At 38.7% G+C, this 23,129-nt stretch carries 19 protein-coding genes; 8 read left to right on the top strand and 11 right to left on the bottom strand.

Features of this window, described 5'->3' with window-relative positions:
- The first annotated feature begins 53 nt into the window (after positions 1-53).
- Together A0J48_RS06230 and A0J48_RS06225 are read left to right on the top strand one after the other, a co-directional pair.
- Complete coding sequence (locus A0J48_RS06230; protein ID WP_200321334.1) at positions 54-2,036, top strand: AMP-dependent synthetase/ligase; 1,983 nt, start codon at positions 54-56, stop codon at positions 2,034-2,036.
- Positions 2,037-2,074: 38 nt separating this feature from the next.
- Entirely contained in the window at positions 2,075-2,524 is a 450-nt protein-coding gene (locus A0J48_RS06225; RefSeq protein WP_200321332.1) for a YlqD family protein, read from the top strand.
- Between the two features lie 138 nt (positions 2,525-2,662).
- Here A0J48_RS06225 and A0J48_RS06220 read toward each other — a convergent pair whose 3' ends face one another.
- Positions 2,663-3,187: a hypothetical protein gene (locus tag A0J48_RS06220; RefSeq protein ID WP_200321330.1), complete on the bottom strand. Its 525-nt coding sequence runs from the start codon at positions 3,185-3,187 to the stop codon at positions 2,663-2,665.
- 329 nt (positions 3,188-3,516) lie between these two features.
- Between A0J48_RS06220 and A0J48_RS06215 the strand changes: the two genes are divergently transcribed.
- Complete coding sequence (locus A0J48_RS06215; protein ID WP_200321328.1) at positions 3,517-4,836, top strand: dihydrolipoamide acetyltransferase family protein; 1,320 nt, start codon at positions 3,517-3,519, stop codon at positions 4,834-4,836.
- An 82-nt stretch (positions 4,837-4,918) separates the two neighbouring features.
- Here the strand turns inward: A0J48_RS06215 and A0J48_RS06210 are convergent, their stop codons facing one another.
- Positions 4,919-5,626: a Uma2 family endonuclease gene (locus A0J48_RS06210; protein ID WP_200321327.1), complete on the bottom strand. Its 708-nt coding sequence runs from the start codon at positions 5,624-5,626 to the stop codon at positions 4,919-4,921.
- Positions 5,627-6,060: 434 nt separating this feature from the next.
- Between A0J48_RS06210 and A0J48_RS06205 the strand changes: the two genes are divergently transcribed.
- From A0J48_RS06205 to A0J48_RS06185, 5 genes are all read left to right on the top strand, one after another.
- On the top strand, positions 6,061-8,235 hold the full coding sequence (locus tag A0J48_RS06205; protein ID WP_200321325.1) for an ATP-binding domain-containing protein: 2,175 nt from the start codon (positions 6,061-6,063) through the stop codon (positions 8,233-8,235).
- Between the two features lie 43 nt (positions 8,236-8,278).
- On the top strand, positions 8,279-8,698 hold the full coding sequence (locus A0J48_RS06200) for a DUF1636 domain-containing protein (protein WP_200321323.1): 420 nt from the start codon (positions 8,279-8,281) through the stop codon (positions 8,696-8,698).
- Positions 8,699-8,851: 153 nt separating this feature from the next.
- Positions 8,852-9,643 carry a cobalt-precorrin-6A reductase gene (locus A0J48_RS06195; protein ID WP_200321321.1) on the top strand — a complete coding sequence of 264 codons (792 nt, stop codon included), beginning with the start codon at positions 8,852-8,854 and terminating at the stop codon, positions 9,641-9,643.
- A 166-nt stretch (positions 9,644-9,809) separates the two neighbouring features.
- Positions 9,810-10,274, top strand: coding sequence for a phosphate-starvation-inducible PsiE family protein (locus A0J48_RS06190; protein ID WP_200321319.1), 465 nt, complete (start codon positions 9,810-9,812; stop codon positions 10,272-10,274).
- Between the two features lie 512 nt (positions 10,275-10,786).
- On the top strand, positions 10,787-11,827 hold the full coding sequence (locus A0J48_RS06185) for an adenosine deaminase (protein ID WP_200321317.1): 1,041 nt from the start codon (positions 10,787-10,789) through the stop codon (positions 11,825-11,827).
- A 146-nt stretch (positions 11,828-11,973) separates the two neighbouring features.
- On the opposite strand, the gene A0J48_RS06180 is transcribed toward A0J48_RS06185, so the two are convergent.
- From A0J48_RS06180 to A0J48_RS06145, 9 genes are all read right to left on the bottom strand, one after another.
- Entirely contained in the window at positions 11,974-12,768 is a 795-nt protein-coding gene (locus A0J48_RS06180) for an LmeA family phospholipid-binding protein (RefSeq protein WP_200321315.1), read from the bottom strand.
- A gap of 194 nt (positions 12,769-12,962) precedes the next feature.
- The gene (locus A0J48_RS06175; RefSeq protein ID WP_200321313.1) at positions 12,963-15,185 is read right to left on the bottom strand and encodes a GumC family protein; all 2,223 of its coding nucleotides are present in this window, start codon (positions 15,183-15,185) and stop codon (positions 12,963-12,965) included.
- Positions 15,186-15,413: 228 nt separating this feature from the next.
- Positions 15,414-15,542 (bottom strand): hypothetical protein, encoded by a 129-nt coding sequence (locus A0J48_RS27385; protein ID WP_267910286.1) that lies wholly within the window; start codon positions 15,540-15,542, stop codon positions 15,414-15,416.
- 62 nt (positions 15,543-15,604) lie between these two features.
- On the bottom strand, positions 15,605-16,201 hold the full coding sequence (locus tag A0J48_RS06170) for a YdcF family protein (protein WP_200321311.1): 597 nt from the start codon (positions 16,199-16,201) through the stop codon (positions 15,605-15,607).
- Positions 16,202-16,253: 52 nt separating this feature from the next.
- Entirely contained in the window at positions 16,254-17,441 is a 1,188-nt protein-coding gene (locus A0J48_RS06165; protein WP_200321310.1) for a glycosyltransferase, read from the bottom strand.
- A gap of 21 nt (positions 17,442-17,462) precedes the next feature.
- Positions 17,463-18,920 (bottom strand): hypothetical protein, encoded by a 1,458-nt coding sequence (locus A0J48_RS06160; protein WP_200321308.1) that lies wholly within the window; start codon positions 18,918-18,920, stop codon positions 17,463-17,465.
- Between the two features lie 78 nt (positions 18,921-18,998).
- Positions 18,999-20,174 (bottom strand): glycosyltransferase family 4 protein, encoded by a 1,176-nt coding sequence (locus A0J48_RS06155; RefSeq protein WP_200321306.1) that lies wholly within the window; start codon positions 20,172-20,174, stop codon positions 18,999-19,001.
- Between the two features lie 37 nt (positions 20,175-20,211).
- Entirely contained in the window at positions 20,212-21,327 is a 1,116-nt protein-coding gene (locus A0J48_RS06150) for a glycosyltransferase family 4 protein (protein ID WP_200321305.1), read from the bottom strand.
- A gap of 520 nt (positions 21,328-21,847) precedes the next feature.
- The gene (locus tag A0J48_RS06145; protein ID WP_200321304.1) at positions 21,848-23,104 is read right to left on the bottom strand and encodes a glycosyltransferase family 4 protein; all 1,257 of its coding nucleotides are present in this window, start codon (positions 23,102-23,104) and stop codon (positions 21,848-21,850) included.
- Positions 23,105-23,129: the final 25 nt, after the last annotated feature.

Here is a 23,129-nt window from a genome sequence, read left to right as displayed (position 1 = left end):
ATTAAATACTGTTATTAGGAAGAAAAATCCATTTACTACTCAATCATTGTGTTATGACAACAATAAAACCTAATTCTTCTTTTTTATCTAACGCCACCGAGCGAGAATACCGAGAATTGCAGCGTTTAGCTGATTACAGCAATGTAGATGCGCTCCCAGAAATTTGGCCTTTGGCTGCCAAGAAATTTGGTAAGACAGTAGCTCTCTACGACCCCCATGCTAAACCAGAAGTGCAGATTACTTATAGTCAGTTAGCAGCCCAAATTCAAAGATTTGCCGCAGGTTTACAGGCATTAGGAATGAATATGGGCGATAGTGGCACAGCCAATGTCGGAGAACGTATTTCCCTAATTGCTGACAACAGTCCGCGCTGGTTTATTGCTGATCAAGGCATTATGACTGCCGGGGCTGTGAACGCAGTGCGTGGCGCTCAAGCCGAACGGGAAGAATTATTATTTATTATCGCTAATAGCGGTAGTACAGCATTGGTAGTCGAGGATATCAAAACATTCCAGAAACTAGAGACAGGTCTGAAAGATTTACCCGTTAAACTGGTCGTTCTACTTTCCGATGAAACACCACCAACAGCAGAAAACCTGAAAGTGGTGAACTTTTCCCAGTTACTAGAAATTGGCAGTAACCACACCTTAGCAGCCATCAAACAAAGTAGTGACAGTTTGGCAACCTTAATTTATACATCTGGGACTACTGGTAAACCCAAGGGTGTCATGCTTTCCCACAGAAACTTACTGCACCAAGTCACAACTTTGGGAACGGTGGTGCAACCTCATCCAGGAGATGTAGTGCTGAGTATTTTACCCACTTGGCACAGTTATGAACGCAGTGGAGAGTATTTTTTACTTTCTCAAGGTTGCACACAAATTTACACCAATTTGCGCTCCGTCAAAGATGACTTTAAAAAATTTCAACCCCATTTCATGTTTGCTGTACCCCGGTTGTGGGAATCAATTTATGAAGGAGTACAAAAACAGTTTCGTTCCCAACCAGCTAAAAAACAACAGCTGATTAAATTTTTATTGGATATGAGCCAGAACTATATCCAAGCAAAACGTATTGCGGAAGGATTAAGTTTAGATCATATTCATGCTACATCTGTTGAGCGATTAGGAGCGAAGATACTAGAATTAGCTTTGTCGCCATTGCAAGCACTGGGAGAAAAATTAGTTTATGCCAAAGTCAGGGAAGCCACAGGAGGCAGAATTAAGCAAGTAATTAGCGGTGGTGGGGCCCTACCCCGACATATAGATAACTTCTTTGAAATTATTGGTGTCGAGATTTTACAAGGCTATGGTTTAACAGAAACTTCACCAGTCACAAATGCCCGTCGTTATTGGCGGAATTTGCGCGGCTCATCTGGGCAACCCATTCCGGGAACAGAAGTGAAAATTGTTAATCCTGAGACTCGTGAACCCCTACCAGCAGGAGACATTGGTTTAGTATTGCTCAAAGGTCCACAAGTGATGCAAGGCTATTATCAAAATCCAGAAGCGACAAAAAAAGTTATAGACGCTGAAGGTTGGTTTGATAGCGGTGATCTTGGTTGGGTAACACCCCAAAATGACTTGGTACTAACTGGTAGGGCTAAAGATACCATTGTCTTGAGCAATGGGGAAAATATCGAACCGCAACCCATAGAAAATGCTTGCTTGCGATCGCCCTACATTGATCAAATTATGTTGGTAGGACAAGATCAGCGCAGTCTTGGAGCTTTAATTGTTCCCAATCTCGAAGCCTTAGAAAAATGGGCAGGAACTGAAAATGATAATATTACTGCCTCAAGCGGTCAAAAAATTGACTTAGAGAGTAAAATGATCCAGGATTTATTTCGGCAAGAATTAAATCGGGAAGTCAAAAACCGTCCAGGTTATCGAGCCGATGACCGCATCGGACCATTCCAATTGATTACCGAACCCTTTTCTATTGAAAATGGCTTGATGACACAAACTCTAAAAATCCGTCGTCACGTTGTCATGGAACGGTATCACGATATTATTGACGGAATGTTTGCCAAATAATTCCACCAGCCAACTATCAGAGTGAACGCGAAATTTTTATGGATGTATCCAACCCTCAACTGCTTTTAAAACGTGGCGTTAATGTCAAAGTTATCGTCACTCCCCTCTGGAAAGAGGAAGTTCAGCAACAACTACAAGCTCAGATCAATCAACTGGATCAGCAACTACAACAATTAGATGTAGAAGGACAAAGAGCAGTTACTGCCATTCAAAAACAAAGTTTACAACCACCAGGACCCCAGACCCTCCAACAAATTGACAATATCCAACTTCAGGTTAATCAAAAGAAAAGTGAATTCCTAGAACAAAAAAATCAATTGCTGCAAAATCTTCAGCAAGTGCAGTTTCTTGAATTAGATCAAGAAGTCAACCAATTTCAAATGGAAGGCTTTTTCCGGGTAGAACCAGGAGACAACTTGATTAGCAAAATGCAAGTGGAAATCGTCCTGCGAGATGGTGTTGTCGAAGAAATTCGTGGCGATATCTAAAATTTCCAGGGAACAGAAAAGAGGAAAAGGAGCAGGGAGCGGGGAGCAAGGGGAATAAATCTTCTCCCCTGCACCCTGCCCCCGTCCCCCCTGCTTCTTCTGTCACCTGTCACCTGTCACCTGTCACCTGTCACCTAACTAATTACAATTGGTGCTAAATTTGTTCTGGGCTGGATTTCTAGAGAAACATTGAGCTTGAGAACCAGCCCAGATAACTTCCCAGACTGGGGGTGAACTCACTAAAAGCGATCGCCCAAAACGGTTCATTTCCACTCGATATTTAATTGCACCCACTGAATTATTCTGACCCTGCTTAACTTGTGTGATCGTTACTAAAGCTTGATTAGGTTGGGGATAAACTACCTCTATTTGGGGCTTTCCCTGCACTGATGTCACATTATCAAGGATATTCAAAGCCAAGGTCGCAGGATCACTGCCTTGGAGAACAGAATTGATACTTTTTAAAGGAATAGTTTTATAATGGGAACGCTCTGGAACAGCGAGCAGTTCTGAAGACTCCTGCTCTACAGATAATCCTTGCTGTAGCCCGTTGGCAGTCCTAGTCATCAATGCAGTTGGCTGATGCTGGATGACATAAACCCCAGCAGCAGTGGCAAAAACGCTGAGTATCAAAATTAAAAAGAATTTCAACTTTGCCGACATAGTAATAGTCTCAAAGGGGAATTTTCAACAGGTTAAGCACCAATTTTGAGCTTGAAATTCAACTCCCGCCTCTAGCCACTGCTAATAAGCAAATCTTGTGTGTGAAGAAGTGGTGAGGAACATGAATATATATTGACATCCATTGTTGGGTTAAGTTCCACGGGTGGGAGGATTTTGGATTTTGGATTTTGGATTTTGGATTTTGGACTAATTTCCCCCACACCCTACACCCCACACACTAACTACCAAAAAATCCTCGTACCAAGATACAATTCAATCTGGCAACAGCTGTTAAAGTCCATAAAATTATTGATTCTGAAACCACCATTATGAGCATTCATGAAGTATTTATGCCGGCGCTAAGTTCCACCATGACTGAGGGGAAGATTGTCTCTTGGGTAAAATCGCCAGGGGATAAAGTGGAAAAAGGCGAAACAGTGGTGGTTGTTGAGTCGGATAAGGCTGATATGGATGTGGAATCTTTCTATGAGGGATTTCTAGCCCATATTATAGTACAAGCTGGCGAAACCGCCCCAGTCGGTGCAGCGATCGCTTACGTAGCAGAAACAGAAGCGGAAATCGAAACTGCAAAATCTATGGCTGGTGGAGGAATAGCCGCTGCTCCAGCCACAACCGCACCTGCACCTGTAGCCGTATCCGCCTCAGTCGCTGCACCTGCTACAGCCTCTCAAAATGGTTCTAATCATCGGGATGACAGGTTGGTAGTTTCACCCCGCGCTCGCAAGTTAGCCAAGGAACTCCGGGTTGATTTAAATAATCTCAAAGGCAGTGGTCCTTACGGTCGTATTGTCGCTGAAGATGTAGAAGCTGCTGTTGGTAAAGTTCAGCAACCTACCACTCCTACTATTACCCCAACTCAACCGATATCACCTGTTACCCCATCCGCACCACCAGCACCACCAGCACCTGCAAAACCAACACCCGCACCCGCGCCAGTTGTTACCAGTGCTGTTCCTGGTCAGGTAGTACCATTAACTACTCTGCAAAATGCAGTGGTACGTAATATGATGGCCAGTCTATCTGTACCTATATTCCATGTTGGTTACACAATTACCACTGATGCCTTAGACAAACTCTACAAGCAAATTAAATCTAAAGGCGTGACAATGACGGCGCTACTAGCAAAAGCTGTAGCAGTGACATTGCAGAAACACCCATTGCTCAATGCCAGCTATTCCGACCAAGGAATTGTGTATCATCCCAATATCAATATTTCCGTAGCTGTGGCGATGGATGATGGTGGTTTGATTACACCAGTATTGCAGAAAGCAGATCAAGTAGATATCTACACTCTATCTCGCAATTGGAAATCTTTGGTAGACAGAGCTAGAGCTAAACAACTGCAACCAGAAGAATACAACAGTGGTACTTTTACCCTTTCTAATCTGGGGATGTTTGGTGTGGATACCTTTGATGCGATTTTACCACCAGGACAGGGTTCAATTTTAGCGATCGCAGCTGCTCGTCCGCAAGCTGTAGCTACTCCTGATGGTTTATTTGGTGTGCGTCAACAAATGAAAGTTAATATTACCTGTGACCACCGCATTATTTATGGCGCTCATGCAGCAGCATTCTTGCAAGATTTAGCAAAATTGATTGAAACCAACCCTCAATCTTTAACACTTTAATTCACTAGTTTAAAAGGGACGTTGTACGCAACGTCTCTATAAGAGCAAGTAGCTTTAGTAATTTAAGCAATGCAATTTCTGGTCAAATCTCCTCTGGATTAAAACCCAAATCTCTTAACTTCTGTGCTAATCTTGCAGATTTTAATAGTTCTTGTTCTGCACGTTGTTTTTCCTGCTGTGCTAACTCTTCAGGCGTGAGTAATTTCCGTTCTTGTTCATCATACCAATATAACCATTCTCTTGTTCTTCCTAAATATGTACCGCGTTCCCTTCCTAAAGCTAAACCTATTTCTGGCATCCATACCCGTGAATTAGGCTGTAAAATATATTCACTATTTTCTAAACGGTAGATTTCTAAAGGTTGACGTTTCCGGCGATATTGGCGGTTAGGTACATAAATTGCATAATATAAAATTCCTAATTTTGCATAATATATTTTCTTCTTTTCATACTCTCCACCGTAAGTTTTAGAAACAACTTCTAAAGCAAAAATAGGAGGAATATTATCTTCTTCCCAAAGTACATAACTTAAACGTCCTTCTTCACCAATAAATCGTTCTACCCCCAAACTCAGAAAACCATCAGGAACTAATGCTGGTTGACTGGGTGCGTAGTAGATACCCATATCTACACCAAAAAACCAATCGTTACGGTTATTCCAAGCTAAGGCTAAAATAGCTTCTAATAAATTAGGAATCAGGTTTTGTAATTCATTGTCCACGGGAGTATCATCAGAGTCGGGAAGTTCTGCGGAAGAGGGAAGACATTCACGCAAGTGGTAATTTACCATAACAGTCTTCGCTATAACTATGTAAGTCTATTTTAACGCCAAAATATTTAATATAGGACTGGTATTTGATTTTTGAAATTATCTGTGTAGAAAGGGAACTCTTAACAGGGAACTCTTAACAGAGATTAAGAAGGAATATTCAGACATTTTCTTCAATAACCAACATTATTTCCCTTATCTGGTAAGCCTTTTCGGATTTTATCAGAACAATTTAGCATATTAGGTACTGAAGAACCATGATTTTCCCATCCCTCCTTTACCGACAGTCTAAATATTTCACTGATAGTAGTTGCAAAAAAATTACAAAATCTTTATTAAAAGCTGATTTTCATAGTCAAAAATACTGAAAAATCTATATCGGTATAATCTCACTAGTTCAAAGCCCTTTAGCAATGGTAGCTTTACTCCTGTAATTATTTTAGGCGAATAAAACAATGGCTGTAGGCATCGAAGAACAGGGTAGCAAGTTTATTACCACTGAAGCTATAAAAAATCAAGAGGGAAAACAAAAAGTTTGGGATGCTGTTCGTAGTGCTTTTTCTGATAGAAACTGTATAGGCTATTGGCGTTATCCTATTTTTTCTAAAGTGGGAGAAATTAGAAAAGAACCAGATATTTTAATTGTTGATAGAGAAATTGGGGTAATTGTAATTGAAATTAAATCTCTAAAAATTGAGCAATTTGTAAATATTAATGGTCAGCAATGGCAATTACAAAATAGTGACACCACAGAAATAAATCCCTATCAACAAGCTGAACACCAACTGCGAGCCTTAATATCTTATAGTGATAGAGAACCTGCACTGTGGCGGAAAGTTAATGGTAAAGCCATAGTTGCATTACCGGAAATAACTTCCGAACAGTGGCAAGAAAAAGGTTATGATAAATTACCAGATTTACCACCGATTATATTTCAAGACCAATTAGGAAAAGTTGGTTTATTAGAGCAAATTCAAAAAGGAAATATTGTCATTTCCGGAGCAAATTTAGAAGATAAAGACTGGGAATTATTATTATCTGTTATTGGTGGCACACCTGTACTTCGTAAACCACAACGAAATCAAGTAACTAGTTCAGGAAAAACCCGTTCTAGCATTATTGATAGTTTACGAGAAAAACTCTATGAAATAGATTTACAACAAGAACACATCGGTAAAGAAATTCCTGCTGGTCCTCAACGTATTCGCGGTATTGCTGGTTCAGGAAAAACAGTGTTACTTTGCCAAAAAGCCGCTAGTATGCACCTCAAGCATCCAGACTGGGATATTGCTTTAGTATTTTTCACTCGTTCCTTATATGATTTAATGATTGGTTTAATTGACCAATGGATACGACGTTTTAGTTGTGGGGAAATGCACTATGATCCCACTACTAATTTTAAATTACAAGTGTTGCACGCTTGGGGAGCAAAAGAACAACCAGGTTTATATAGAACCATTTGTGAATATCATGGTAAAAGACCAGGAACTGTGCAGAATACTAATGAAAAACAACCAAATCGCGGTTTAATAGATTTAAGTAAACGGTTATTAGAAGAAATCACAATTGAACCGATGTTTGATGCTATTCTCATCGACGAAGGTCAGGATTTAGTAACTGAAGATGATTTGAAATATGAAGATAAACAAGCTATTTATTGGTTAGCTTATCAATCTTTACGACCTGTAAGTGAAGATAAACCACAAGAAAGACGCTTAATTTGGGCTTATGACGAAGCACAAAGTTTAGATAGTATTGTCGTACCGAAAGCTAAAGAAGTATTTGGCGAGAAGTTAAGTAATTTATTGAATAAACAACCCCAATATCCAGGTGGGATTAAACGTTCTGAAGTCATGCGGCGCTGTTATCGCACTCCTGGGCCAATTCTCACATCTGCTCACGCTATTGGTATGGGTTTGTTACGTCCAGAAGGAATGTTAACTGGTATCACAAATAAAGATGATTGGAATAGAATTGGTTATGAAGTCAAAGGAGATTTTCGCAGAGTTGGTAAACCAATAACTATTCATCGACAACCAGAATATTCACCGAATCCTATTCCTGAATTGTGGGGAAAACCTGTTTTAGAATTTGAAACTTTCTCTTCTCGTGAAGCGGAAATGACGGCTTTAGCTGAGAAGATTATGCACAATATTGTCCATGATGGACTTAGCCCAAGTCGGGATATTTTGGTGTTAGTTCTAGGTTCACCTTATGAAGCGATAGAATTAGAAACTAATGTTGCTAGTTTTTTGATGGAATATGATATTGATGTTTATATTCCTACTGCTTTAAAGTTAAATGATTTAACTCCGCAATACCCAAATAATGACCCTGATAAATTTTGGTGTGATGGTGGTGTGACAGTTTCTCGTATCACTCGCGCTAAGGGACACGAAGCTGATATGGTATATGTGGTAGGTTTTGATCATGTAGCGCGAAATGAAAGTGATGTGAATTTCCGTAACCAGTTGTTTGTGGCTTTAACTAGGGCGCGGGGTTGGGCAAATTTAAGCGGTGTTGGTATTTATCCCATGTATGATGAAATGCGAAAGGTAATTACTAGTGGTGAAAGTTTTACTTTTACTTATAAGCGGCCACCTAAGCGGGATATCGGGGATAATGATTAGGTTTACAAATTGATAACTCCAGGACAAATCTGCGAGGATACAGATGACTGCTGCTAACATTTCTCCAACTTCTCCAACCAGTGACACTGGTGTAGCTTCTCATAGGTTATTTGTGTGTAAAACCTGCGCCAGTGTTTGGCAAGATGGTAAGCGTGTCGGTGAAAGCGGCGGTCAAAAACTTTTACAAGAAATTCAACAACTCGCGCAAAATTGGGATTTACGCCATGAATTCCCCATCAAAGAAGTTGAATGTATGAGTCCTTGCAACCGTTCCTGTGTCGTCGCTTTTGCTGGTCAAGGTAAATTAACTTATCTATTTGGTGATTTGCCGATTGAAGATTGTGCTGAAGCAGTGCTGGAATGTGCCAGTAAATATTACAATCAACCTGATGGCATTTTACCTTGGTCAGAACGACCCGAACCTTTGAAAAAAGGCATTTTGGCAAGAATTCCCAGTTTATAGGTGACAGGTGACAGGTGATAGGTGACAGTGGTAAAAGTTTTCCATTGTCTAAGTTATAGGTTTGGTTAATGTTCTAACGGCCTTGTCTACGGTTATCAATCTAAAATCCAAAATCTAAAATCCAAAATCTAAAATCCAAAATCTAAAATCGAGATGTTGCGCGTTTTAATTCTAGGTGGAACCGGTGATGCAGCAGAATTAACTGCCAGAATATCTAATATTACCGGAATTGAGGCGATCGCATCTTTAGCCGGTCGTACCCGTGAACCTGTTTTACCCGCTGGTCCTGTTCGCGTTGGCGGTTTTGGCGGTGTGACAGGTTTAGTTGAGTATTTACAGCATCAGCAAATTGATGTCTTAATTGATGCTACTCATCCCTTCGCTCATCATATCTCCTGGAATGCAGCCGCAGCCGCTACAGAAGCGGGTATTCCGCGATTATTGGTCAATCGTCCTCCTTGGGAAAAACTCCCAGGTGATGACTGGATTGAAGTAGAAAATATTACCGATGCAGCCGCAGCTTTAGAAAGTCAAGCTTTAGAAAATCAAACAAAACGGATATTTTTGACCATTGGTAGACAAGAAATTTCTGCTTTTACCCATTTGCAAGCAATGTGGTTTCTAATGCGTATGATAGATCCGCTTTCTGCTCATGTTATCACGCCACCTGGACTTGTTTTGTGCGATCGCGGTCCCTTTCATTTAGAAAACGAACGGGAAATTTTAACCCACCATCAAATAGATACCATTGTCAGCAAAAATAGCGGCGGTAATGCCACATATCCCAAAATTATTGCAGCACGAGAAATGGGAATACAAGTCGTAATGGTAAACCGTCCACCTATACCACCAGGAGAACAAGTCCCAGACGTAGAAAGTGCTGTGAAATGGTTGTTAGATAAATTTTCAGTAGGGTGTGTTAGAGGTTGTTTTAAAAGTTTTTGATACATCGCTAAAGACTTTTCAAACATCCTCTTACGGCTTTAGTCTAACTCACCTTTTTACTGTGAAGTTTTAATTTGTCTATTGCTTACCATAAACATTGCATATTTAAATTTTTATTTAAAATTTTTTATTACCAATCATCAAATCTAGATATCCTGGAGATATTATGCCAAAGCGTATAATTATAGAAGTAAATAGTTGGTTTAAAAGAGATAGAATTATCCGTAACTTAGAAATTTTTCAAGACATTATCGTTATTTCTTTGTGCGTAGGTTTATTTTGTGTCATGCTGATCAGATTAGGAGATATGTTCCTCTCCTTTCTACATCCACTAGATTTGCGGCTAGTCACATCTGATATTTTGTTTATCTTGATACTTGTGGAATTATTTAGATTATTAGTTGATTATATCCAAGAACATAGTATATCTGTAGGCGCAGCAGTAGAAATTACAATTGTTTCTGCTTTACGAGAAGTGATTTTACGTGGTGTTTTAGAAATTCCCCGCGATCAGATTTTTGGCATTTCTGTATTTTTATTAGTTCTAGCAGGAATTTTCATCTCTATTCCTGTGATATCTCGCTGGTTTGAACAGGTTAAAATACCCAACCAAAATACAACGTTACAGTAAAAATACAAACATCAGCAGCAGATTTCCTGTATATGCATCTACCTATAGGACTCCTATTTGATTATTGAACAAAACTCCGTACACCTAAATCTTCTAAAACCCTTTTTCCTCTTGCATGAGTGCCTCTTGCCTGCCTACACAAGTATGTTCAGGAATCAAACCGGATTCCTATATTTTAAAATTTTAATCAACTATGTTATGGTAATTCCATAAAAGAATGCGACAGTTGCGTAGGTTGGGTTGAACAAAGTGAAACCCAACTTCCACAAAGTTTTGAAGCGTTGGTTTATGCCTACGACACGCTACGCGAACGTACCTCAACCCAACCTACATCTGTAACAATCATTTTTAAAATTGGTATTAATAAATTTGATCAAACAGCAAATATAGAAACGGACAAGACCGTTAGGACATCCTTCTTTAAGAAACAAAAAAGAAATTTTTTGAATATGTATAGTTTTATTGCAAGCATTTGTTACAATTAATGAAATTTTTAGCTAAAAAATACCATTATGGCCTTATACGCTGAATTACATCGACACTTGGGGGGTTCAGTCGTCCCCCGTGTGTTGTGGCGATATTTTGAGCGCCATGCTACAGATTTAATTTCTCGTTTTGCTGAATATTCAGAATTTGAAGACTTTTATACTCGTCCTCGTAACACTTTAGATGAATATCTAGAACTACACACCTTGGTAGAAAGTGTGCAAACTGTAGAAACTTTGCCTTACTTTATCTATCGGTTACTACGGGGTGCCTATATCTTTGAAAATTTGGCTTATTTAGAACTCCGCTATACTCCCTATTTGCGGACACCTGAACATCTGAGTCAAAACGCAAGAATTGACAAAATGGCGGAAATTGTAGAGATTGTGGGAAAAGCCAGCCATTCCTTAGAATATCCCATTGTTAACAGTCAAATTCTCTGTATGCACTCTCGTTTACCATATCAAGTCAACAAGGCAATTGTTGATTTAGCAGCGCAAAATAGAGAATATGTCTGTGCAGTCGATATAGCGGGTGGGGATAGTTATTATGCTGAACGGATGGATGAATGGGTAAGTTTATATAATTATGCCCGTTCTTTAGATTTGAAAACTACCGGACATCTTTACGAAACTACAGCAGGTTGTTATCCTCAACTGCTACCTTATTTAATGCGAATTGGTCACGGTATCCAAATTCCATTACTTTATCCTGAATTATTGCCAGATTTAGCCAGACGGGGACAATGTTTAGAAGTTTGTCCTACAACTTACTTGAAAACAGGAACTTTACAAGACATCCGTCAGATGAAGTTAGTATTTGACCGCTGTTTTGAAGCAGGGGTTGATATTGCAATTTGTACAGATAATGCCGGTTTACATAACGTGCGACTACCGTTTGAGTATGAAAATCTCCTGACTTACGACATTATCAATTTCCAACAGCTACAAGCTTGTCAAGATGCCGCGTTTCGTCATGCTTTTGCTTGGCCTCATAGTCAACATCCGGCCTCTTTACTCAATGGCTTGTTGAAACCCGAACCAGCTACAGTTTTAGCAGTATTGTAAACATAGCAGCTAAATTTAAATGTTGAAATTTTTGATAATTCCCCCATTGGAATGGGGGATTTTTACTTTTTTTGGTTTTTCTACTGAGTGATTTTTAGCATAAACATTGCAAAGCTGATTTCTGAATGCTGATAGCGGCTATAGATTTAACCAGTACGAGGAATACGTTCTATTTCCGCATAACCGCTAAAAATCAGTTTTTTCCCTTCCGTTTCTAAACGGTTTAGTCGCATTTTCACTCCATCGAGATCAAAGCGATCTAAATCGACCATATTATCCAAAATTTCCACCAGTGCGGTGCTTAAAGTTTGAGAAATTTCTCGCTGTGCTTCGGGAATTTGCTCAAGTTCAATTTTTGGATCTTTAAACGAAATCCGCCTTCTTTTTTCAATACCTATACTCAAAGTCATACTCAACGGTATGAGTTGTCCGTTGTTTAAGTCGGCTTTAGCTACAAGATTTAACCTATTTCCCGGTAATAGCTGTATTTGGACTTCTGTAAACGAAACTGGTTCACCACCAGATATCGCCGTCAAAGTTGCTTCAGAAAGATTGAGCAGACGTTTTTTAACCAATTCTGCCTGGAAAGCTTGATTTATACCTGTTTCTGATAATACTACTTGTGCTACCGCTTGGGTAGGTTGCTTAAGGCTGAGTTTGCCACTCAAAACCGAGCTGAAGTCAATTGACACTGCATCGGTTTCAAAAGACATTTCCTCCACTGCGAAGTCTCTACGAATTACTAAACCACGACCGCTCATTTTAAAGCTGTCAATGCTGCCTTGCAACAGTTTGCTGGAGGGATAGCAGCGCACAAAGACTTCTACTGACTCGCTCTGGGTAAACAGGTGGCGAATCGTTTGGCTGGCGACTGTGTTGAGCATTTTCTCTCCCCAATCGCTGCCTTTGGGATCTGTTAAACCAGTAAGTCCGCCTAGCATTAGGTTCTGGGTCTCTAGAAGTTCTTTGTACTTTTGTAACAAATTGTGAACAATAGTGCAAGCGATCCCCAGATTTATTGTTCTGATGATTGTGTGCAGTATAACTAATGGTTGGTAAAAAAACTGATGCCTGTAGGGGGTGACATCTACAAGCATCCTTCCACCAACAAAACTAACTTTCTAACAAACGGCAATTAAGCTTGTCTGGCTTCCCTACCAGCACTGTAGTAGTAATTGTAACTGGTAAGTTTTTGTTTATCGCCGTTAGCAACCACACCTAAGACATTGATGGGAGAATTTCTCAAGCTATCCTGAAGCTGCATCAGAGCCGACTTATCTGTTTTATCTATCCTCACTACCAGCACCATTCCATCAGTCTGGGGTGCTAGTAGTCTGGCATCAACTAGCCCCAACATGGGAGGCGCATCATAAATCACTAAATCATAATTCTCATTAAAGTATTCCATCAATTGCTTCATTTTATCTGATGCCAGCAATCTGGCTGGGTCTGGTGGGACTGGACCAGCAGTAATTACTGATAATGAACTCATCTCAGGTAATTGTTGAATAACTTGTTCAACTGGCATATTAGAAGTGAGGACATTGCTTAAACCTGAGAAATTCCGCAAATTTGAAAGTTTATGAACCTGGGCGCGGCGTAAGTCACCATCCACAAGTAATACTCGTTTACCCAAAGCAGCTGCTATTTGTGCCAGATGGAATGAAACAGTAGTTTTTCCATCTCCAGGCATAGTAGAAGAAACAGTTAAAGAACGAATTGGTTGATCAGAATTGAGTAGCTGAATATTGGCATAAAGAACTTGTAACGATTCCCAAAATAGCCCTTGTCCGTAATAGTTATAACTTTTATTCTGACGACGGAGAAGATTAGATAACCAACCATTACTCTCTATTGAAGACCGTTGACGCGATTCAGATTCTGAACCAGTAAAACTGGGATAAGAAGATTGATAACCAGCAACGCTTTTGTCGATAGGAAGAGTTCCCAAAAAAGGCAATTTCATCTTCTCTTTCAGACTGGCGACATCATGATAGGTATTATCTAGTTTTTCTAATAAGAAGCCAATAGCAACTCCCACAGCGATACTGCTTAAAAATCCCATTAGTAAATTCCGAGGGATATTTGGCAATATCGGTAATTCACCTTGAGTTGGTGGTTGTATTAATTCCCAGGGTAATTCTGTCTGAGCTACTTGAATTACCAGGTTTTCACGAGTAGCTAAAAACCGATTGAGACTATCATTTGCCAGTTGTAAATTCCGCAGAAGCTCGGTGTATTGTTTGGTTAAAACTGGCAGTTGCTGAAATTTTAGTTTTGTTTGCTGTTCTATGCGTGATAGTTCTTGACTTTGTACCTCTAGCCTCTGAATCATAGTGGTTGCTTCAGCCAATTTTAGACCTATATACCGCTTCTGTTCATCTTCTATTAAAGGTAAAAGGTTTTGTCTTTTCTCTTCTAATGTTTCTATGGGGCGACTATCTGGTTGAAAACGCACTAACTCTCCAGATAGCTGGGCTTCTAATTGCCGCAGTTGAGATATTAATTGACTATATATAGGTGCAGCGTTTAATGTTGCCTGTTGCCCTTCTGGTGTTGATAAGCTGATATAAGTAGCTCGTGCTATAGCTAACTGTTGCTCAATTTCTAGTTGTTCTTGTTCTAATTGTTGGAGTTGGGTTGCCACAGTATTGGATTGGTTTTCTGGATCAACAAAATTATATCTTTGTCGAAAAATTTGCAATTGTTGTTGCAGTTGAGCCACCCGATTTTTGATAGTAGGTAGTTGTTTGTCTACGAACTGTACTCCCTGGTTTAACTTAGTTTTGCGCTTTTCCAAGCTATATTCTAAATAGAATTTAGAAAGTGTCTCCAGCACTGATTTAATTTTTTGGCGATCTTGATTTCTATAGCTTATTTCTATAACTTTGGTCATACCTACACGCCGAATAGTTAAGTTTCCAATTAGTGAATTATAGGTAATATCAGGATCGGAATATTTTAACTTTGGGAGAATATCTTTCATCAGTTCCTGACTTCTGAGAACTTGAATTTGACTTTCATAATCTAGATTAGATTTAGAAAAATTAGAATTTGGCAGAGGTATTTGTCCTAAATCACTGTCACTATTAACAGGTTCAACTAAAAGCTGAAAATGACCTTGATAAATAGTTTTTTCCTTCAGTGTTGAATAAATAACGGTAGACATTACCACAGAGACAACCCCGATGATAACTAATGCTCGCCGCTGGAGAACACCCAAGAAGTCCTTTAGATTCCCATCATCATCTTCTGTTTCAAATGATGAAAAGTTCTGAGGTGGCAATAATTCAGGTGCGATAATTACTCTGCCATTCTCATTAGGCGTTGAGATTCTAGTAGAATTCTGATTGTTCATGGATTTGGATTGGAGAATTATTTAGTTAAATATTTTCTGCTTTTATCATCAGGTTAGATGCCAAAATTATAACTGACTATTATTATACTAACCTATAAAATGCTGGTATATTTACACTGCACTAACCTTAACAATACTTACTTTTTTATCTAAAATTAGATGATTTGTCTGGCTGCTTTTTTGTGTCTCTGTAATATTTCGGTGAACACCCAGGGGTAATTTCATAGTCTAACTCTGTGCAGTGAGTTTGAGGGACGTATCAAAGTCTGGAATACGATAGCGATAAATAGCGAATATTGCTTTGTATCCTTCGATGCCAAGAGTATGATGTTCATATTCTACACCCTGGTTGTTCATTTATATATTTTATGGTTCAATTAGTTGAACCAAGAATCCCCGTGTCTTTATATCGGTGAGTGTCAACTAGACGCATAGACTGGCTGACGGAAACGGGGATTGAAGCTTGCTCCGGTACGACCTGATACAATCCACAACAGAGAGCGTCCACTATCACGGACAATGGGAAAAATAGATTCTCTGGGTCGTTGAGAAGGAATGGAGATAGAGGTAAAAGTTATACCTTGACTACCCAGAACTAGGGTGGCTATGGTTTTTGCTCTGGGTATGTGAAAATCTGAGGTAATCAAATAGATGTGCTGAATATGGCGTTGTCGGAAGTCGTTAACTAGGGTGGTAAAATTAGTAACTGTGTCAACAGCACGATAGTCAAGGTGAATTCGCTGAATGGGAATATCTACAGCCTGGAAAATAGCAAAGGCTTGGGCTGGGAGGATACCAGTGGAAACCCAGATGTCTAAATTAGGATGATTTTTAGCAAATTGGGCTGTAAATTTTTCTCGCTCTGGACCACCACCAAGGGTCAGGATAGCTTGGGGATGGGGTGTTTGGTAAGAGGCGATCGCAATTCTGATGGGAATAAAACTTAGAAACACTAGCAGGAAACCTGCTAAACTCAGAATCCAATATTTTTTTAGTTGGTAATACAATTGCTTCATGGATAGAATCAATGTGCTTCCAAGTTGTTGATGTGAATATATCACATTTGCCTCATACTATGACTGCCGATGTTCTTGATTTGTGAATATCTTGGTAAGCAGAGGCTAATTGTTGAGCAATGGTTTGCCATGAATATTTTTCCAAAGCAAATAGACGACCATTTTCACCCATTTGTTCCCGTAATTGGGGATGATTTAAAAGATCAGCGATCGCCCCTTTTAAAGATTCTATTTCTCCTTCTACAATTATGCCCGCTTTTGCTTTTGCAATTTCTGGAGCAATTTGCACACCTGGGGTTGTAATAATTGGTAAACCAGACACCATTGCTTCTGCTAAAGCAATACCAAAATTTTCTGAATAAGTTGGCAATACAAATACATCAGCACCTTGCAGCAATAAATCTTTTTCATATCCACTCACAAACCCGACAAAGGAAGTTTGATTTGTGATGTTTACAGAGTCCACCATTTTTTGTAAAGACCTAACATATATATTTTCTCCTGAACCAGCAATTAACAAATGGAATTTCTGTTGCTGTTTTGCTAATTCACTTAAAGTTTGAATCAACAGTTCAGGACGTTTTTTATAATGAAGACGGGAGAGAAAAAGAACAATAGGAAATTCTGGATCGATCTTATATTGATGTCGCAGTTTAGATTTAGCATCAGCAATTAATTTAGATGGATTAACTCCCAGTGGTAACACTATTTTAGGTGGGTTCACTCCAAAACTGATTGCATCCTCCATTTCACCTACAGATGTGCAGTGAATAGCCGCCGCCAGATCTAAATTGCGTCGTTCAATTAAATAGCTATAAACTTGCTTTTTTAACTTGCTTTGTGCCAATGCCCAGGGAGTTAATTGTCCCATAATTCTCACCGTGTATGGAACTTGTTGCCACTGGGCAAAAATAGCAGCACAGGTAGGAAGATAGGAAAATAAATAGTGATTATCTAAAATGTCATAGTTTTTGATATTTTGCCACAGCCACTGTGTAAATGCCAGAGAAGGTAAAAATGCTTTGATCCTGGCAACACGGGGAAAAAACCAAACAGGTAATCCCTGGTATTCTACACACTCACATAATGGTACATCTAGCAACATTCCGTCATCATCATTAGTAGTGGCAATTTCTACATCAATTCCTTCTGTTCTTAATGCCCGTACTAAATTCAAGACTACCTGAGTTGGACCACCAAGTTTAGGACTGATAGAAGGAATGATATGTAAAACTTTCATGTTAGAAATTACTCACAATATTTATTGTCGCGGATACTGTTGGCGTAAACGTTTACTTCCCAATAAACCGGGAAAAGCTTTAGCAATAAAAATTAGCCCCACAATTGGTAACATTGATGTGGTAAATACAACCAGACTCCGCATAGAAATTGCCGCTGTAAAAAAGCCCAGGGCATTAATAACTATACCGTAACCAGTAGTGTGAAAAGCGGCTGTACGCGACCACCAATTAGCTAACAGCCCTAAACACAAAGATGCTAATATCACTGCAAATATACCGCCCATCATGTAAGTTTCGCCAACATAAGTAGCAGAAACTGTCCAACCACTAGCACCTACAACTTCTTCAATAGATATACTCAACCCTTCTGGCTTATCTGGCCATAGAACTCTAGGTATGGGCTTAGTTAAGAATATAAACAAAAGTTCTAGTCCTAAAAAATCATATTTATTGGGAAAGGCATCTACCAATAAGCCAATACTCCAAAGGTTGTAGTCAACTGATAGGGTTCCCTGGACTTTTTCACTTGCATAACTTGCTGTAGCTATGTAATTAAGGATGCCCATTTGTCTGAAACCAAGCATATGACGGGTAGCAAACACCATTACATAACCCAAGATAGCAATAGGAATTCCTATATTAAATAGATTAGGACTTTTTAAGGTCAGTAAATATCCACCCAGAAATGTGGCAATATAGGCAGCCAAGATATTGCGTGTTCCTCCTGAAAATCCATAAAACAGAGTAAAGGTAAATATGAAAATAACTAGGAATATTTGCCAAATACTAAATGATTTACGACGATTCCAGATAATACCTGTCAGGGGAGGTATAACATAAGTGAATAAAGTCAATTCAGACAAAAATACTCGCCAGTCACCTAATTTTCCTCGTCCCCAAGGGACAGCAAAGCGTGGACCAAATAAAGCTTCAATCACTTTTACAGGATTGAAATCTACTGACATAAATATATAAAAATATGCTAAAAAAGCAGATATTAAAAATATACGAAAAAGGGTTTTATCAGGGATGTTAGCAAAATCTAACCATTCTGGTGGTGCTGGTTTAAAAATGGTGATGTGACGACCAATCGCTAAACCGCCAAATCCTATCAGTAAGACTTCAATAGCTTTGATAGTTTGTTCTGATGTCAAAAGCTGATCGAACTTTGGCTGTGGGTATAAAAACTCTATTAGTGTTAAGAAGTAAAGAGCTAATATACAAAGTAAATCGGCTCGAAACAAATTATTCCACCCTCGTCTACTATCAAATAAAATGCTAACAGCTATGGCTACCCCTACTATTATGGCAACTTGACTGGCCATTAAACTAGGTGACATAGCTACATTTATGCGTATAAATGCTACAACTAAGCCAAAGATGAATGTGAATGTTCCTGGCCATGTGGCTTTGGCAATGCGTTTTTTGCGGTTGGGTGGATTTGGTTGTGGATAGTAGGAATTGGTGGAGATATTCATGAGTAGGAATAGTAATCCTATGGGATTTGTAGAAATTGAAAGCGTCAGATACTCAACTTATTTAATCAGTCAAAGATATTACTGTTCAGTTTGATTTAATAATTTTGTGTTACTATACAATTCTGTGTAGGTATCTACCATTTTTTCTAGGGAAAATCGCTCTTTAATTAGTTGATTACCAGCAGTTGCCACAGCATTACGCTTGTGAAAATTGCTCAGGTTATCTAATTCTTGAAAGTTGTTTTTTTCAGAGACTATGAAACAAACCCCTTGGGGAAACTTTAACTCATCTGCTAGAGTTGAGGTAATTACACAAGGTAAAGACCAAGCCATTGCTTCTAATAGTGCAAATGGTAAACCTTCAAAAGCCGCAGGATGAAAAAAGCCATCTGCTGCTGCTAAATATGGTGTTACGTCATTTTGCCAACCTAAGCGTTGGATATAATTTTGAGCATTATTATCTATCACCCATTGATCCCATATAGAAGTTAAGCGACCATCTCCCACCCATAGAAAACGAGCAGATGGTATATTGCGTTTCAGGTGAGTAGCCCATTCTAAAAATAGCAGTGGTTGTTTTTGTGCTTCCATTCTTCCCACTGCTACTATTAATAATTCCTCTGGATTAAGTTTTAGTTGTAAACGATATTCTTGGCGTTTAGCTAAACGTTCCGTTTCTTGAGGTACATTAACTCCATTATTAATAACTACTATTTTTGGTAAACTTGGATTGATAGGAGCAAGAAAAGATGTTAATTCTTTACCTCTATTTTCAGAAATTGCTACTAGTGAACCTCTATATTTTTTTATAGTTATTTTAGCTATTATATCGCGCCATGTTCCGAATACTGCTCCCAAGCTATCCTGAGTTTGAGTGATATGAATAGTTACCAAAGATGGAACGGATAAATAATTACTCCAGGCGAGTAAATCTAGACCATCTTCTAAATTCTGCTTGTTCAAATGAATGATATCTGGTTTAAATGCTTGCCACTGAGATATACACTCTTGACTTATTTTGGGAAATAAATGGGTAAAGGAGCGCAATTTACGATTGTATGTGTTTAAGTATGGCGATCGCAATACTTCTCCAAATTCTGCAAATGATTTAGCAAGTTCATCCATAATCGGATGTTGCGAACACCATAATCCTACAGCATAGCCTCTTTTGGACAGTTCTTTACCTAAATAAATTAAGTATAGTTCACCTCCTCCTCTTGAACCTGAACTGCTACTAATAAAAAGAATTCGCATGAAATTAAGCTGAATTTTTATTATTTAATATTAATATCTATACAATTCCAGTTAGTTTCTGAAAAACTTCAACCCAACGTTGAGCGCCAATAGCAGGTGATAGTTCTGTTGCTTTTTGCATTGATCCTGCACTGGCAACTTTAATTGTATCAGGTTGTTGCAAATAATCAATTAACACTCCTGCTAAAGCCTCAGTGTTTCCATTCGGAAATAAATTACCGTTTTCTCCTGGTTTAACCAAGTCATATCCAGCACCCACTCCGTCAGAACATATTACTGGTAAACCTGCACCAATAGCTTGATTCACCACTACACCCCAACCATCATAACGGCTTGGTAAGACAAACAAGTCGGCTTGATGGAAAAATTCAGGTAAATTTTCAGGAGATTGAAAACCAGCATATTCAATTTTTTGACGAGTTTGTGCAGGTAGTGTTTCTAGGAGTTGAGGAAGTTCGGCTTCTCTTCCTACTAGGAGTAAACGAGCATTGTAACCAGATTGAATTAAATGATTAAATGCCTGAAGCAGAATATCAACTCCTTTCCGCCCTATCATTTGACCACAAAACAAAATAGTAACCGGATTTCTGGGTCTTTGGGGTAAGTTTTGACTAAATGCAGTTAAATCACAATAATAAGGAATGTTAAAAATAGGTTGATTAGGAAACCTTAGCTGGTAGTCTTGTTGTGCTTTTGTACCAATAGCTGCGATCGCTCGACAATATCTTAAACTATCAGCTAAGTATTTTTGTAATTTTCCTTTAATTCCTTCTGAACTACCTACCATTTTTTCACCCCAAAAAATACAAGGAATTTTTTTCGCTTGTAGTCTGAGTAAAAGTTGAGTGGTAAGATTCATATAGCCATTGAGAACAACCACATCAGCTTGAGTAGTTGACGGAAAATGCCAGTTAAAATGAAATCTGGATAAACCCCAAGCTAAATGAAATCCTGGTAAGATATGTTCATAATGTTGTAAGGGTTTTTCTGGCCAAGGAGAATCAGCACAAGAGGGTTCTAAGTAATAAACAGTTAAATCTATTTCTGGACAGCGAGAGAGTTCAAAGAATAAGTCTCTTTGATAGGGAGATGGGAGAATAGAATAGAAATTAACCTTTATTTTTTGAATTGCTGCTCTATTTAGTTGGGACATTGTGGAAATAATTTTGTAATTGCAAATAACTGTATAAATAGGGTTTGCTGAAAAAGTTATCTGTGAAGGCTAGGTGACAGGTGACAGGTGACAGTTTCAAGAGTTGGATAGGAACGATTTTTCCTTCGAGTAGGAATTAAATGCAAGGTTTTTCAGTTGCCACCTCATAAAAGCTTGCACTTTTTGAAAGTCACAATAGCTAAAACCCATTACCTGTAAAGTTTTCAGATTTATTCAGCAAGCCCTAAATATATATAACAATACATATAGCAACATACAGCATATTGCAGATCAATAAGGTACAAATTCTTATGACAAAGCCTTGCACCAAAAGGGTTATACTGCTGAGTGCTGACCGCTGACTGCTGAAAGCTGCTATCTAAAATCTAAAATCTAAAATTCTCGTTCACCTGTCAAGAGTCACCTGTCAACTGCTAGAAAATGGCGAATGTTGCCAACCAAATGCCTAACTTTTAATTTGCCATAAGTTAATAAATTTTAGTAGCATGACAATATATCTTTATGTATTAGATAGGGATTGTAGACATGATGATAAATTTAATAAATGCTGATCTAGCAAATTATTTTCTGATAAATTATTCAACGTATAAGCAAATCTTTTTACACAATCTTTTAAATATTGAGGATTGTTTAATAACTGCTTGACATGAGCAGCTATTTCTTCACCATTAACTTCCTCCAAAATCCAACCATTCACACCATCCACAACCACCTCACCACAGTAACGAGAAGCAATAATAGGTAATTTCCATGCTTGCGCTTCCAGTTGTGTTAAACCAAACCCATCAGAAAGCGTTGGGAACAAAAACACATCCGCCATCTGATAATATTTGGCTGTTTCACTTCGATTCACATGACCTACCCAACGAATTTGAGGGTGGGTTTGCAAATGTTGTGGAATCTCAATTTGTGCAGATCCAACAATCCAAAATTCAACAGGATAACCTGCAAGTAATTGAACTGCATCTAACACAGCAGCAATTCCTTTTCTTAAAATTACCTGTCCTAAAAATAATACCCTTAAAGGGCGCTCTTGAGAAAAAGATTCTGGGTAAATGCGGACAAATTGATTAGCTGCTGCTGGTGGAGAATACACCAAAGGAATGATATGAATCTTTTTAGACTCAACACCTGTTTTTTCCAAGAGTTGGCGTGACCAATGGGAATTTACCACAATAGCATCAGCTATGTTACATTCTTCTTGCCAACTTTGCCAATATTCACCAGGTGCAGGTTGCCAACTACCACGATAGTGGGGATATTTATCATATTCTTGATTGACAATTCTTTCTTCTTCGATTCCTGGATCAATCTGCCCTAAAACGGTGTACCATCCCTGTTGTTTAGCAAATCTAAATAATTCTAATGCCCCATAGCTGTAGGAAAAGAGTATGGCAGGTTTTGTCAAATGGTCAGTCCGTGATGCTAATATCTTAATTGACTGTTTTTGAAACCATTGATTGCGACTAATAACTCTTTCCCATCCTGTCTTTTTTTGCAGACGTTGAGATGATTCAAACTGAATTAAAGGAATATTGAAAGCGTGAACCGATGCTTTTGCTAAATCTGGGTGATATCTTTCCCGGAGATTAGCTAAGATTTTTTTAGGTAAAAAATTCAGTGCAGACTGAGGTAATACCCAAGCATCTGTAATTAGGTGAGCAAGTTTTCCTTGCTGATGTAAAGCTCTGGGGATAGAGTAATTTTCACGCGCTCCAATTTGACAGGATATCCAATGATAAGGTGCTGTAGGCATTGATCAGGAATTTATTGCTAAAATC

The organism is Sphaerospermopsis aphanizomenoides BCCUSP55 (assembly GCF_001586785.1).
GTDB classification, from domain to species: domain Bacteria; phylum Cyanobacteriota; class Cyanobacteriia; order Cyanobacteriales; family Nostocaceae; genus Sphaerospermopsis_A; species Sphaerospermopsis_A aphanizomenoides_A.
Note: the sequence above shows the minus strand (reverse complement) of the source record. Positions and strands in the feature narration are given on the sequence as shown.

Bases quoted from the DNA above. Each gene is read 5' to 3' on its own strand.
- A0J48_RS06230 (WP_200321334.1), top strand. From the start codon at position 54: ATGACAACAATAAAACCTAATTCTTCTTTTTTATCTAACGCCACCGAG.
- A0J48_RS06225 (WP_200321332.1), top strand. From the start codon at position 2,075: ATGGATGTATCCAACCCTCAACTGCTTTTAAAACGTGGCGTTAATGTC.
- A0J48_RS06220 (WP_200321330.1), bottom strand. From the start codon at position 3,187: ATGTCGGCAAAGTTGAAATTCTTTTTAATTTTGATACTCAGCGTTTTT.
- A0J48_RS06215 (WP_200321328.1), top strand. From the start codon at position 3,517: ATGAGCATTCATGAAGTATTTATGCCGGCGCTAAGTTCCACCATGACT.
- A0J48_RS06210 (WP_200321327.1), bottom strand. From the start codon at position 5,626: ATGGTAAATTACCACTTGCGTGAATGTCTTCCCTCTTCCGCAGAACTT.
- A0J48_RS06205 (WP_200321325.1), top strand. From the start codon at position 6,061: ATGGCTGTAGGCATCGAAGAACAGGGTAGCAAGTTTATTACCACTGAA.
- A0J48_RS06200 (WP_200321323.1), top strand. From the start codon at position 8,279: ATGACTGCTGCTAACATTTCTCCAACTTCTCCAACCAGTGACACTGGT.
- A0J48_RS06195 (WP_200321321.1), top strand. From the start codon at position 8,852: ATGTTGCGCGTTTTAATTCTAGGTGGAACCGGTGATGCAGCAGAATTA.
- A0J48_RS06190 (WP_200321319.1), top strand. From the start codon at position 9,810: ATGCCAAAGCGTATAATTATAGAAGTAAATAGTTGGTTTAAAAGAGAT.
- A0J48_RS06185 (WP_200321317.1), top strand. From the start codon at position 10,787: ATGGCCTTATACGCTGAATTACATCGACACTTGGGGGGTTCAGTCGTC.
- A0J48_RS06180 (WP_200321315.1), bottom strand. From the start codon at position 12,768: ATGCTAGGCGGACTTACTGGTTTAACAGATCCCAAAGGCAGCGATTGG.
- A0J48_RS06175 (WP_200321313.1), bottom strand. From the start codon at position 15,185: ATGAACAATCAGAATTCTACTAGAATCTCAACGCCTAATGAGAATGGC.
- A0J48_RS27385 (WP_267910286.1), bottom strand. From the start codon at position 15,542: ATGAACAACCAGGGTGTAGAATATGAACATCATACTCTTGGCATCGAA.
- A0J48_RS06170 (WP_200321311.1), bottom strand. From the start codon at position 16,201: ATGAAGCAATTGTATTACCAACTAAAAAAATATTGGATTCTGAGTTTA.
- A0J48_RS06165 (WP_200321310.1), bottom strand. From the start codon at position 17,441: ATGAAAGTTTTACATATCATTCCTTCTATCAGTCCTAAACTTGGTGGT.
- A0J48_RS06160 (WP_200321308.1), bottom strand. From the start codon at position 18,920: ATGAATATCTCCACCAATTCCTACTATCCACAACCAAATCCACCCAAC.
- A0J48_RS06155 (WP_200321306.1), bottom strand. From the start codon at position 20,174: ATGCGAATTCTTTTTATTAGTAGCAGTTCAGGTTCAAGAGGAGGAGGT.
- A0J48_RS06150 (WP_200321305.1), bottom strand. From the start codon at position 21,327: ATGTCCCAACTAAATAGAGCAGCAATTCAAAAAATAAAGGTTAATTTC.
- A0J48_RS06145 (WP_200321304.1), bottom strand. From the start codon at position 23,104: ATGCCTACAGCACCTTATCATTGGATATCCTGTCAAATTGGAGCGCGT.